The organism is Arthrobacter sp. Soil_C_49, assembly GCF_057656635.1.
Genome location: NZ_JBDGJZ010000003.1, coordinates 366,183 through 378,822, shown reverse-complemented (window position 1 = coordinate 378,822; position 12,640 = coordinate 366,183). Strand labels below are relative to the sequence as shown.

The window sequence follows — 12,640 nt, the reverse complement described above, 5'->3', positions numbered from 1 at the left end:
TTCACCTATTTCAGAAAAGCGGAAGTCATGACTTCATCGCGGGAGGCGTTCCGGTCGAACTCGGCAACAATGCGCCCGTGCCTCATGACATGGATACGGTGGGACAGGCCGAGCACTTCCTCGAGCTCGGAGCTGACCACGATGACTGCGGTACCTTTTGCAGCCAGTTCAACGATGATGCTGTGGATGCGGGCCTTGGCGGCGATGTCCACTCCGCGGGTGGGTTCATCCACCAACAGCACCGCCGGAGGGTTCAACAGCCATTTGGCGAAAAGCGCCTTCTGCTGGTTCCCGCCGGAAAGGTTGGCTATGGGCTGTCCCGGGCGGGCGCCGCGCAGGTCAACGGACGTGCTGACGTCCTTGACGGCCGCCTTTTCCCGCTTTCCGCTGACGAAGCCGGCCCATGAGCGTTGGGACAGGGTGGAGAGGGCGATATTCTCGGCGACCGGCCGGGACATGACCAGGCCCTGTTCCTTCCGCGACTCGGGAATGAGCGCGATACCGGCCTTGATGGCGTCCCTGATGGAGCCGGCGCGGATGCGGCGGCCGTTGATTTCGACGTGGCCGCCGGTGGCCCGGTCTGCACCGAAAACGGCGAGCAGGGTTTCGCTGCGGCCGCTGCCCACCAGCCCGGCGATGCCCAGGATTTCGCCGCTGCGGACCTCAAAGGAGATGTCCTTGACCTTGGCACTGGTCAATCCATCAACCCGGAGAACCGTCTCAGCTTCGGACTGGACCTGCGGAACTTCGGGGAGGAGGAAATCCACCTCCCGGCCCACCATCAGCCGTACGAGCGACTCCGGCGTGTGGCCGGCGGCGTCCTCGGTGATGATGTGCTGTCCGTCGCGCAGAATGGTCACCCGGTCAACCAACTCCAGGACTTCTTCCAGGTAGTGGGAGACGATGAGGACTGTGGTCCCGGTCTGGGCCAGCCTCTTGATGACCTGGAGGAGTTTTTCCTTCTCGGCCTCGTTGAGCACCGCCGTGGGTTCGTCCATGCACAGCACCTTCGCCCCGCGGGCGAGCGCCTTCAGGATTTCCACCTGCTGCTGTTGGCCGATGGGCAGGTTCCCCACGGTTGCCCGCGGGTCCAGGACAAAACCGGTTTCTTCCAACAGCCGGGCGAAATGCTCGCCGTCCTTGTTGCGGCGGAGGAGGCTCCCCCTGTTCGACCAGCGGCCCAGGAAGACATTCTCCAGCACCGACAGGTTGGGGATCAGTGCCAGTTCCTGGGAGATGAGGGAAATCCCCTGGGAGATGGCATCTCGGGGTGTTGTGATCCTGACCGGGTGTCCGTCCAATTCCATGGTGCCGGAGTCCGCCATGATGGCACCGCCCAGGATTTTCAGCAGGGTGCTTTTCCCTGCGCCGTTTTCCCCCATGATGCCGTGGATTTCCCCGGGCGTGACCGAGAGGGTGACGTCCTGCAGCACGGTGGTTGCACCGTACCGTTTGCCGATTCCGGAGACGGTGATTTCCGGGGCGGTCCTCCGGCTGGCATGCTCGCGCTTTTCCAACTGTTGTATAGCCATGTTGACCTCTGGAGATGGAAGGGACTTTAGGGCCAGGGCCGCCGGGGCCGGAGCGGTCAGGCTCCGGCCCCGGGTTTGCCCGGGAGGGGCTGGACTAGTCCGAGTACTTTGAGACGTAGTTCAGGGCATCAAGTGCCTCTTTGGTGCCCTTGCCGGTGTTGGGGGACAGGCTGGCCTCGTCGATGGCAGTTTCCACCTGCTTGCCCCGGGCCTTGGCGAGCCCCAGTTCGGTGGCCTTGGCGCCGTTGGCCACGACGTCGCTGACGTAGATGGAGAACCATTTGCCGGACCGGACCGCTTCCACGTTGGAAACGGAGGCACCGTTGCCGATGAACTTGATGTCACTGTTCCCGGCGGCTGCGGCGGCCCCGGTGATGGCCTGGGATGCACCAATGACGACGTCAACATCAGGGTTGGCCTGGGAGACGTTCTGGAATGCCTGGCGGCCGTTGTCCTGGGTGTACCCGCCTTCCACGCTGGCCACGAGCTGGATTTTCGGATCGGTGGCCAGTTCCGCCTTCACGGCATCGGTCCGGGCGTTGTCCAGGGGCAGGGACTTGAAGCCTTCAAGGTAGGCCACCTTGCAGGTGTCGCCCTGCACCGTGGCGCAGGCTTCCTTGCCCATCTCGCCGAGCACCTTGCCGTTGCGGGTGGGCAGGTCCACGATGCTGACGGCACCGGGAACCTGCGGCTCGACGGTGTCGAACTTTGGCCCGATGACCGAGAACTCGACCACCACCGTGATGCCTGCCTGTACGGCCTGCGTCAAAGGTGCGATGAGGGCCTGGTTGTCATTTGCCTGGACTACGATCACTTCGAACTGCTTGGAGGTGACGGCATCCTGGATCTGCTGGACCTGCGTCTGGGCACTGAAGTTGGAGTCCACGAAGGTTGCGCTGGCGTTGTTGGCCTTGGCCGCCTGCTCCACTCCGAGGTACGTGCCCTGGGCAAAGCCGTTGGACTTGGCAAAACCAAAGAATCCAACGTTGAGTTTCTGGTCCGCGCCGGCAGCCGCTGCTTCTGTGGTGCTGCTTTGGGCGGGCGGGGAGCATGCCGACGTCAGCAGGGCGAGGCTCATGAGGGCGATTGCTGCGGCTGGACGTTTGGTGATTTTCACGGTCAATCCTTTCTGGGCTTTTTAGTAGCCGTAGTGGGTTTTGGCGAAGTCCTCGGTGATGAAACCGTTGACAATGTCGTACTCAATGTCTTCGCGGGTACGTTTGGAGACATCTCCGAAACCCCCACCGCCTCCGACGGCCAGGCGGACCACGTCGCCGGCCTTGATTTTCCGTGCGTTGGCCTTCAGCGTCCGGACTTCGTCGTGGCGGCCGGGATTGATCACTACTTCCGGGCCCTGGGCGTCAGAACCGCCGAAGAGGCCCCATGCCGGCGTCTTGGACCTTTCGAACCAGAGGCCCACCACGCAGTCGGCCAGGAACTCGTATTCCCGGACCACTCCGTTGCCGCCGCGCCACTGGCCGGGGCCGCCGGAGTTGGGGCGGATGGAGTACTCGTTGATCCGCAGCGGGTAACGGGTTTCCATCATTTCGATGGGCAGGTCCTTGAGCGAGCCGTTGACGTTGTTGATCATGGCGGATTCGCCGTCGGTGCCCTGCCAGGCGCCCCAGCCACCCAGGGTGGCTTCCATGCTGACGAAGTTCCGGCCGAAGCGGGGATCGAAGCCGGCGGCGGTGATGATCATTGAGTCGCCGTGGCTGGCGCTGGCCACACGGTCAGGCATGGCTGGGGCCATGGCCTTGGAGACCAGGTCGATCAGCAGTCCCAGGTGGGAGAAGTACCACTGGCAGGGTGCAGGTGCCACGGCGCCGAGCACGGAACCGGAGCGGACCTGTGTGGTCAGCGGGCGGAAGGATCCGCCGTTGGAGTTGGAGTCCGGGCTGACCAACAGCTTGTAGCCCACACGCAGGGCCGAGACGGCTTGGGCGGCGCCGCAGTTCACCGGGCCCATGGTCTGGTCGGCGGAGCCGGTGACGTCGAAGTCAACGGTGTCGCCTGAAACGGTGATCTTCAGCCGGATGGGGATGGGGGTGTCCAGGTTGATGCCGTCGTTGTCCAGCACGCCTTCGGCTTCGTAGACGCCGTCCGGGATGTTGCGGACGGTTTCGCGCTCGATTTCCTCGGTCTGGCGGAAGATCTCATCACGGGCGGCATCGAGCTGCTCCATGCCGTACCGGCCCACCAGTTCCTTCATCCGGGTGGTTCCCATCCGGAGTGCGGCGATCATGGCATGCATGTCGCCAATGGTCTGGTAGGGGAAACGAACGTTGGTGCGGATCAGGTCCACCACGGAGGTCTCAATGCCGGCTTCCATGAGCTTGACCGGCCCCATGCGGAAGCCTTCCTGGAAGATGTCCGTGGCATCCATCGAGCCGCCCACATCCTTGGACCCCATGTCCATCCAGTGCGCGCGGGTGGCGGCGAAGCCAACTACCGAACCGTCGTCAAAAATCGGCGCGAAGATGGTGACATCGTTCAGGTGCGTTCCGCCGAGGTAGGAGTCGTTGAGGATCCAGACGTCCCCTTCCTGCCAGACCTCACGGCCGTACAGCTCCTCCACTGCGATGGAGCACGTTTCCAGGTTGCCGAGGAACAGCGGGAGCCCGGCGGACTGTCCGAGGACGCGGTGTTCTTTGTCCAGCAGCGCCACCACGCAGTCACCGCCCTCGTAGAGGATGGGTGAGTAGGCGGAGCGGATCAGGGTGGCGTTCATGTCGTCCGCGGCGCTGGTGAGCGCGTTGCGGATGATTTCCACGGTTACGGGATCCAGGGTTTTGACTGCGGCGATTGTCATTTGTGGTACCTCAATTTCCTTCTGCGTCTTCAGTGCGGATGACCAGGGAGCCGAACTCGTCGACCTTGACGTTGAACCCGGGCGGCACCACGGTGGTGGCGGTCTGCTCCACGATGATCGCGGGACCTTCAAAGGCGTGCCCTGCGGCCAGGTCGTCGCGGCGGACCACCGTGGTCTCGTGTTCCTCGTGGTCAAAGACCACCGGGCGCACTTCGTGCTTGAACTCCGGGCTCTGTGCCGTTGCGAAGAGCGGTGCCTCGAGCCGGCCCAGGTCGCCCACCGCCTGCGTCCGCAGTGCGACGATTTCGATGGGGGCGCCCAGGTTGGAGTGCCCGTAGCGCTCGTGGTACATCGCGGAGAAGCGGGCGGCCAGGTTGTCGACGAAGCCCTCTGACTCGGGTTCGTCGGCGGAGGCCAGGGGGACGTTCAGCGAGAATTCCTGCGACTGGTAGCGAACGTCCACGGAAGCGGTGGTGAGGCGGCTTTCTTCGGGCACGCCCTCGGAGACAAGGGAGCTCAGCCCCTCCACTTCCATCTTTCGCAGGACACCGGACATGTCGGCCACGTCGATGTCCTCGTCGAGGAAGAAGTACGGCTCGGAGAAGTCCTTGCGGATATTCGTCTGCAGCATGCCCCATGCCGAGAAGGCGCCGGGGAACCGGGGTACCACGGTTTCCGGGATTCCGAGCTCCTTGGCGAGGAAGACCGCGTGCATGGGTCCTGCGCCGCCGAATGCGACGAGGGCGAAGTCGCGCGGTTCGATGCCGCGGGAGATGGTGATGGTCCTGATGGCCTGGGCCATCTGGGAGTTGGCGACGTCGCAGATGCCCTCGGCCATGGCGATCGGGTCCAGGCCGAGCTGGTCTCCCACGGTCTTGAGGGCCGTGATGGCTGCTTCCCGGTCCAGGGCTACCTGTCCGCCTGCGAACCAGTCGGGGTCCACCCGGCCGAGCACCAGGTTGGCGTCGGTGACGGTGGGTTCGGTGCCGCCGCGGCCGTAGCAGGCCGGGCCGGGGGTGGCCCCGGCCGAACGCGGGCCCACCCGGAGACCGCCGGCTTCGAGCCATGCCACGGAGCCGCCGCCGGCTCCCACGGTGTGGATGTTGACGACGCTCATGAGCATCGGCAGGCCTTCGAGGTGGGCTTCGGTGGACACGTCGGGTTTGCCGTCGACTACCAGGGAGACGTCGAAGGAGGTGCCGCCCATGTCGACGCCGATGAGGTTGCGGTTGCCTGACACGCCGGCCAGTTCGACGTCGCCCATTGCGCCGCCGACCGGGCCGGACAGCAGCGTCTGGAGGGGACGCTTGCGGGCGGACTCGGCGGTGAGCACGCCGCCGGAGGACTGCATGATGTGCAGGGGAGCCTCCACGCCGCGGTCGGCAAGCTTCTCCTCCAGGTCCAGGAGGTAGTTGCGGACCACGGGGCCCGTGTAGGCCTCGACGACGGCGGACGAGGTGCGCTCGTATTCGCGCCATTCCTTGGCTGCTTCATGCGAAAGGGAGACGGTGAAGTCTTCGCCCAGTTCTTCGAGCAGGATTTCGCGGGCACGAAGTTCGTGGGCCGGGTTCTTGTAGCTGAAGAGGAAGGCGACAGCCACGGCGCCGTACCCTTCCTCCTGTGCCCGGCGGGCCGCCTGGCGGACGGCCACTTCGTCCAGCGGCCGGATCTCCTGGCCCTGGCCGTCAAGGCGGCCGCCGACGCCGATGACGTCCTTCCGCTCGATCAGGGGAGCCGGCTTGCGGTACTGGGCGTTGTAGAGCTCCAGCCGGGGGCCGCGGGCGATGTGGTAAGAGTCTTCGACGCCGGCCGTGGCCAGCAGCAGCACGGGAACGCCGCGGCGCTCAAGGAATGCGTTCAGGCCCTGCGTGGTGCCGTGCACCAGGAATTCAATGTCGGAAAGGTCGGTAACAATCGATTCGAGGCCGGCAATGACGCCGGCGCTCAGGTTGCCCGGCGTGGTGGAGGCTTTCGTCGCCTCATAGGTCCCTGCGACCTGGTCGTAGGCCACGATGTCCGTGAACGTTCCGCCGATATCCATCGACACCCTGTAGTTCGGCATGTTGATCTCCTCATGGTTCTGGGGTGGAACTTGGTGTGTGGAAGATCACGCTAGACAAGAGGGGTTTCGGAACCGGGTGCGTTATGCACAATCCAGAAGAGGCAGAAAGGGCCTGCTGCCCAAGAAGGCCGATGGAAGGCACGTTTTAGCAGGGAATTCATGCGCGTCAGAAATCGGGGAGTGGATTGCCCGCGTGGCGCTTGACGCGCCTCACGCCGGCTCCTGTCCCGTGGAGGATCGGGCTAGGCCGTGCTCTTGACGTGGCGTGTGACCCAGGTCAACAATAAGTGAATGGCTTTCACTAATCGAACGGCGGCAACGGTGCCGCCCACACAATCCGCCCCTGCGGCCGGACTGAAGAAGAACGCAATCGGAACCCGCGACATTGTGTTCATGTTGGTGTCAGCGGCAGCGCCGCTGACCATCGTGGTGGGCATTGCCCCGCTCGCCCTGGCGGTGGGCGGCGTGGGTGCCCCTGTCATCTATATAGCCGCTGGCCTGGGCCTGTCCCTCTTCGCCATAGGCTTCATGGCGCTTACCCGCCATATCCAGTCCTATAGCGGCTTCTATGGCTACATCGCCAAATCCCTGGGACGTGTGATCGGGCTCGGTTCCGGACTCACCGCCTGGATGAGTTACAACGGCATCCAGATTGGCCTCTACGGACTGTTGGGCATCCAAGCCGACCTGGCGATGAAATCCCTCACCGGCATAGAACTGCCGTGGTGGGCCTACGCCGTGGTGGCAATCGGCGCAGTCTGGTACCTGGGGTGGCGCGGTATCGACGTCGGTGCCAAGGTCCTCGCTGTCCTGCTCACCCTCGAAACCGCCATCGTTGCCCTCGTTGCCGCCTACGTCCTGGCCCAAGGCGGTGCGGAAGGCATCAGCTTCGAATCCTTTAGCCCGGACGCCATTTTCTCCCCGCAGTTTGCCGCGGTTATCGGCCTCGGCTTCTCTGCGTTCATGGGTTTTGAATCCGGCGCCCTCTACCGCGAAGAAGCCCGCGACCCGGACAAGAGCGTCCCCCGTGCCACCTACATCTCCATCGCCTTCATCGGCGCCTTCTACGCGTTCGCAGTGTGGGTCATCGTCCAGGCCTTCGGACCGGACACCATCCAGGCCTTCGCCGCAGGACACCTGGACACTGGCGACACCGCCTACATCATGGCCGGAACGTTTGCCGGTGAATGGTGCGTGAACCTCATGAGCGTCCTGATCGTCACCAGCATCTTCGCGTCCCAACTGTCCTTCCACAACACCATCAACCGATACACGCTTTCATTGAGCCGCGAAGGTATTTTCCCCAAGCGCTCCGGCCGGATCAGCCCCCGCCACGGCACACCGTCCGCCGCGGGCTTCGAACAGACCCTGCTCTCACTGGTCCTCGTAGCCGGCGCAGCCCTGCTCCAACTCGACCCGTTCACCCAGTTCCTCATCTGGACAAACACGCCAGGCGTTGTGGGAATCCTGCTCCTGCAGGCGCTCACCGGCGTCGGCGTGGTGGTCTTCTTTGCCCGGCGCAAGAATAACGGGTTGCGCTGGTACGTCGTCCCCTCGGCCGTGGCAGCCAGCCTGATCATGATCGTTGTGGCCTACCTGATGATGGATAACGCCGAGTTGATCACCGGCCTCCCTGACGGGGACCCCATCAACACCATCCTCCTGGTCACCGCCCCGCTGGTATGCCTCGCCGGAATCATCCTGGCCCTGGTGATGCGGCGCGTGAACCCGGCCGCGTACCATCGAATCGGCCACGCGGATTGCTGAGCCTAGTCTTGAGACATGCAGACTCCCGAAAAAACCAGCCGAATGGGGCGGCCGCTCAGCCCAAGGCTTTCCCGGAAAGCAATCGGACGTGCGGCGCTGGAAATGTTCGAGAAGGAGGAAGGGCTCTCCATTCCCCGCCTCGCAGAGCGGCTGGGGGTCCGGCAGTCCTCGTTCTACAAGCACGTCTCTGGTCGCCAGGAAATTGTGGAGCTCGCCCGGGGATCCCTGGTGGAGAAAGTCCGGATCCCCGAACTGCCATCCGGCGACCTGGATGCGGCGGTCCGCAACATTTTCGGCGCGCTCAGAGTTGCCTACGGCCAGGTGCCTTCGCTTCTCCCGGAACTGCTCACCCAACCGGTGTCCCATCCGGCGGCACTGGCCCTCTACGACCGGTTCGCGGAGGCATTCGTCCGCGCAGGGGTGCCAGGCCACCTTGTGGTGCCCACTCTGGAGACGCTGGACAGCGCCGCAATCGGCGCGAGCCTCGACGCCATCTCCATGGAGGCCGCCTGGAGCATTGCCGAGGAGGACCGGCCAACCTTTCCCCATCTGTCTGCGGCCCAGCAAGCCGTGACCACAAGCCCAGTGGACCGCTTCGCGTTCCTCGCCGATGTCCTGTCGGCCGGACTGCGGGCGGCGATCGACGGCGACACCTGAGTTTCCGCAGGGGTTGCCGGAATCCAGCCAACCCCAACAGGAGCCAGCCTTGAACACCCCCCAGCCCATCGACGTCGTCCTCCTCTCGTCCAGCATCCTCTACGGTCCACAGCTCCAGGAAGTGGCGGGATTCGTGGCCGTCGCGGAAGGACGTATCGCCGCCGTCGGTCCATCCTGGGATGCGCCGGACTGGATGGCCCGGGCCGCACGCGTTGTCGACGTCGGTGACGCCACCATCACACCGGGGCTGGTTGACGCCCACATCCACCCGATCCTTGGTGCTAGCGTGGCCCGCGGCCTGGACCTGAACGGGATCACCGAAATCGAGACCGTCCGTACCGCTCTCGCGGACTACGCTGCGGCAACACCTCACGCCACGGGCACGGACTGGCTGTTCGCGTGGGGGCTCGACCCGGTGATTTTTGGTGATGAGGACTTCAGCAACAGCCTCTTCCGGGGCATCCTGGATGATGAGCTGGTGTTTATCACCCTGTTCGATGCGCATGCGGCGTTGGTATCCGATGCCGGCCTCCGATTTGCCGGAGTAACCGGCCAGGAGCAGCTGGAAAGTTCCGGATATGTCGGGGTGGACTCCGAGGGGAAGCCAACAGGCATGCTCTACGAAATGGCGGCCATGGACCTGGTCCGCGACATCCTTCCGGAGCTCTCATTCGACCAGCGTGTGGAGGCACTCGACCGGCTCCTGCGCTCGATGGCCGAGTCGGGCCTGGTGGCAGGCCACATGCTGGACTTCGGCCATGCCGATTCCCTTGAAGTGCTTGAAGCACTGGAAGAGCGCGGTGAGCTCGCGATCAGGCTGCGGGTGTCTCCGTGGATCATGCCTGGGGCAACGCAGAAGGACCTTGACGCGATGCTGGAGCTCCAGGGCCGGCGGGGACGCCGGTGGCACGTCCACGGCATCAAGCTCATGATGGACGGCACCATCGACAACGGCACCGCATGGCTTTTCGACGCCGACACCCACGGTGAATCACTGCATCCCCTGTGGCGGCAACCCGAGGAACTGGCCGCAGCCATGAAGTTCTTCCATGGGAACGGCATCCCCACGGCGACGCATGCGATCGGGGACAAGGCTGTTGCCTTCGTGGCAGAGACCATCGGGGCCTTGGCACCGAACGGGACAGTGCACAGGATTGAGCACGTCGAGTCCATACCTGACCCCGTTCTGAAAGCAATCGTCGACGCCGGTGCCACCACCAGCCTGCAGCCCACCCACTGCGCGCATTTCAGCCGGGCGGACCACAGCGACAACTGGTCGCGCCGGCTGGGCACGGAGCGCGCAAACAATGCCTGGCGGACAGGCGACCTTCGTGAGGCCGGGGCAGTTGTTGCCCTTGGTTCTGACTGGCCCATCGCGTCCTTTGATCCCCGTGGGATCATTGCCGCCGCCCAGACCCGGCGGCCGGCGGGGCGGCCCGACGTCGAACCCGTCCAGCCGCAGCAGGCACTCTCGGCCCGCGCTGCCCTGGAAGGGTATACAAGCCAGTACTGGAAGTCGGTGGGCGAGAAGGGCGGCGTGCTGGAAGTGGGTGCGCGGGCGGATCTGACGGTTCTTGGCTGCAACCCGCTGACGACTGCGCCGGACGACTTCGCCCAGGCGCCGGTCATCCTGACCATGGTTGACGGTGAAGTGGTGGTGGACCAGCAGGTGTCCGTGGCTGGAGCAGGTTCGGCAGCCTGACAACGTGACATCCGGCGGGGCGCCCTGACGCCGCCCCGCCGGCAGTCCATTCCCGTCAAATAAGGGCGTCGCTGATGGCCTTGAACATCGCTGCTGCCGCAGGACCGGCCACGGGATCCACGGGTAGTGCGGTCGAGGAGAACTTGACCCCCACCACGCCTGAATTGCGGTTTATGTAAACCATCTGCCCGTGGATGCCCAGGCAGTAAGCCGTCTCCCAGTCGTCCGAGAGGAACCAGAACTGGCTCCGGTATTTCCCGCCGGGCATTACTTTTGATTCCGTGGCCGCCGCGAATGCCGCTCCTGAATCGGGCCCACCGGCGAAGATGTCTTCAACCCAGGCGGATTCAAGGACCCGTTGCCCATCCAACGGCAGTCCGCCGTCGCGAATCATCGCGCCGAAACGGGCCATGTCTTCCAGCGTGGCGCAGATACCGCCGTCGAACATTCCGGTGCCTGCGGCATCGACGGCGATGTAGGCGTCGTGGCGTGCGCCAAGCCGTGTCCAGAGGACATCGGAGGCGAGATCGGCAAATTTCCGGCCGCTCGCTGCCTCGCACAGCCAACCCAGGACATCGGTCTCGCAGCTGCGGTAGGCGAAATGGCCGCCGTGTTCGCGCTCCTGCTCCAAACCCGCCAGGAACTCCTTGAGCGTGGCCGCATCCCCGCCGCTCCGGGGTGCCCAGCCCACCGCCCTGTCCAGTTGCCGCACCTCGGAAGATTCGTCCAGGTACTCCTCGGAGAACCTGATGCCGCTGCGCATGTCCAGCACGTCCCGGACAGTGGCAGCACGGTAGCCGCTGGCGGCCAGTTCGGGGATGTAGTGGTCTATCCGTTCGGACGTATCGAGCTTTCCCTGCTCCACCAGGACGCCCACCACCGCGGACACGATGGACTTGCTGACGGACATGAGCAGGTGCCTCGTGGCGGGGCCCATGGCGCCGTAATACTCCTGGGCGCGAATCTCGTTGCCGTGCAGGACCATCCAGGCGTCTGTGTTGGTGGCTGCCAGGATCTGGGCGACGGTGCTGGGTGAGCCGTCCGGCAGCGTTACTTTCAAGCCACGGAAATCTCTTGGATTTTCCAGCAGCCCAGTAGCGGGGGAGCCCGTGGCCTCGATGGGAGCAGTCGGAAACAGTTCATCCATATGCAGGAACGACCACCGCAGACTTTCCGGCTCCTGCCAGTTCCCGGCGGTGACCCTGCTTTGCTCAAGACCTGCGTTTGCCATGCTTCTCCTCCATTGGATGCGGCGGTGGGGATCGAGGCGCGCCACCATCGGTACGCTTCGAAGACATTAAGCGAATGGTATTCACTTATAGAATATGCTCCCGTGCTTCCTCATGTCATCTGTTCACCGCCCGGTTACTCCCGTCTTGTCATCATCACCCGCTGCACGGAGGATCCTTGGGGTAAGAACAACATCGTCCAGGCCAGCCGGCGACCTGCTGGCTAGGTCAAACTATCCGAGACCGCTCCAACAACGAGGACTAACATGACCGCAGAACTTTTACAGGGCATCGAGCGCTTCACCGTGACACAGAAGCTCACCCTGATGGTGAATCGCTACGAAATACGTTCCGCCACCGGAGACGGGCAAGCCGGGCACCTGCTCGCCGTCGCCCAGCAGAAGCGGGCCGCTTTCAAGGAGCAGGTGACCTTCTACCAGGACGAGTCGAGGACCTTGCCGATCTTCTCCTTCAAGGCCCGGCAGCGCCTCGACCTCGGCGCGACGTACGACGTGCTGGACGCTAATGGACAACCAATCGGCAGTTTCCGCAAGGACTTTGCCAAATCCCTGCTGCGGTCGACGTGGCACCTCGAAGCGTCCGGGCTGAAAGTCACCGGAAGTGAACGCAACGTTGGCGTCGCCCTCGGCCGGCGCATATGGGAAGCGACGCCGATTGGTGATGTGGTCCCTTCGCCCTTCCGTTTCCACTTCGACTTTGTCGACACGAACGGAGAAGTGCTCATGACCTCAGAACGAGAAAAGTCCTTGCGCGACCGCTACCTCATCACCCTTCCGGGTGCACGACTCGACGGCCGCGTTGCGGCTGCAATGGCAGTCGCACTGGATGCTCTGCAGTCCCGATAGGCCGGCCAAAGCG

The 12,640-nt window shown here is 64.1% G+C and carries 9 protein-coding genes; 4 read left to right on the top strand and 5 right to left on the bottom strand.

Going from position 1 to position 12,640, the window contains the following annotated elements; translation table 11 throughout:
* Positions 1–5: 5 nt before the first annotated feature.
* The 4 genes from AC3A4Z_RS08020 to AC3A4Z_RS08005 form a co-directional block, all read right to left on the bottom strand.
* On the bottom strand, positions 6–1,532 hold the full coding sequence (locus tag AC3A4Z_RS08020; RefSeq protein ID WP_498711087.1) for a sugar ABC transporter ATP-binding protein: 1,527 nt from the start codon (positions 1,530–1,532) through the stop codon (positions 6–8).
* Positions 1,533–1,626: 94 nt separating this feature from the next.
* Positions 1,627–2,649: a sugar ABC transporter substrate-binding protein gene (locus AC3A4Z_RS08015; RefSeq protein WP_498711086.1), complete on the bottom strand. Its 1,023-nt coding sequence runs from the start codon at positions 2,647–2,649 to the stop codon at positions 1,627–1,629.
* A gap of 21 nt (positions 2,650–2,670) precedes the next feature.
* A complete protein-coding gene (locus tag AC3A4Z_RS08010) occupies positions 2,671–4,344 on the bottom strand; it encodes a hydantoinase B/oxoprolinase family protein (protein WP_498711085.1) in 1,674 nt (557 codons plus the stop codon).
* 10 nt (positions 4,345–4,354) lie between these two features.
* Entirely contained in the window at positions 4,355–6,406 is a 2,052-nt protein-coding gene (locus AC3A4Z_RS08005) for a hydantoinase/oxoprolinase family protein (RefSeq protein ID WP_498711084.1), read from the bottom strand.
* Positions 6,407–6,697: 291 nt separating this feature from the next.
* Between AC3A4Z_RS08005 and AC3A4Z_RS08000 the strand changes: the two genes are divergently transcribed.
* Genes AC3A4Z_RS08000 through AC3A4Z_RS07990 form a run of 3 tightly spaced genes read left to right on the top strand, consistent with a single transcriptional unit; the run spans position 6,698 to position 10,532 of the window.
* Positions 6,698–8,173, top strand: a complete 1,476-nt coding sequence (locus AC3A4Z_RS08000; RefSeq protein ID WP_498711083.1) for an APC family permease — start codon at positions 6,698–6,700, stop codon at positions 8,171–8,173.
* Positions 8,174–8,188: 15 nt separating this feature from the next.
* Complete coding sequence (locus AC3A4Z_RS07995; RefSeq protein ID WP_498711082.1) at positions 8,189–8,830, top strand: TetR/AcrR family transcriptional regulator; 642 nt, start codon at positions 8,189–8,191, stop codon at positions 8,828–8,830.
* A gap of 49 nt (positions 8,831–8,879) precedes the next feature.
* Positions 8,880–10,532 (top strand): amidohydrolase, encoded by a 1,653-nt coding sequence (locus AC3A4Z_RS07990; protein WP_498711081.1) that lies wholly within the window; start codon positions 8,880–8,882, stop codon positions 10,530–10,532.
* 55 nt (positions 10,533–10,587) lie between these two features.
* On the opposite strand, the gene AC3A4Z_RS07985 is transcribed toward AC3A4Z_RS07990, so the two are convergent.
* Positions 10,588–11,763, bottom strand: a complete 1,176-nt coding sequence (locus AC3A4Z_RS07985) for a serine hydrolase domain-containing protein (protein WP_498711080.1) — start codon at positions 11,761–11,763, stop codon at positions 10,588–10,590.
* Positions 11,764–12,027: 264 nt separating this feature from the next.
* Between AC3A4Z_RS07985 and AC3A4Z_RS07980 the strand changes: the two genes are divergently transcribed.
* On the top strand, positions 12,028–12,627 hold the full coding sequence (locus AC3A4Z_RS07980; RefSeq protein ID WP_498711079.1) for an LURP-one-related family protein: 600 nt from the start codon (positions 12,028–12,030) through the stop codon (positions 12,625–12,627).
* Positions 12,628–12,640 lie beyond the last annotated feature (13 nt).

Coding starts and splice junctions, on each gene's coding strand:
- AC3A4Z_RS08000 (WP_498711083.1), top strand. CDS start 6,698: ATGGCTTTCACTAATCGAACGGCGGCAACGGTGCCGCCCACACAATCC.
- AC3A4Z_RS07980 (WP_498711079.1), top strand. CDS start 12,028: ATGACCGCAGAACTTTTACAGGGCATCGAGCGCTTCACCGTGACACAG.
- AC3A4Z_RS08005 (WP_498711084.1), bottom strand. CDS start 6,406: ATGCCGAACTACAGGGTGTCGATGGATATCGGCGGAACGTTCACGGAC.
- AC3A4Z_RS08020 (WP_498711087.1), bottom strand. CDS start 1,532: ATGGCTATACAACAGTTGGAAAAGCGCGAGCATGCCAGCCGGAGGACC.
- AC3A4Z_RS07995 (WP_498711082.1), top strand. CDS start 8,189: ATGCAGACTCCCGAAAAAACCAGCCGAATGGGGCGGCCGCTCAGCCCA.
- AC3A4Z_RS08010 (WP_498711085.1), bottom strand. CDS start 4,344: ATGACAATCGCCGCAGTCAAAACCCTGGATCCCGTAACCGTGGAAATC.
- AC3A4Z_RS07985 (WP_498711080.1), bottom strand. CDS start 11,763: ATGGCAAACGCAGGTCTTGAGCAAAGCAGGGTCACCGCCGGGAACTGG.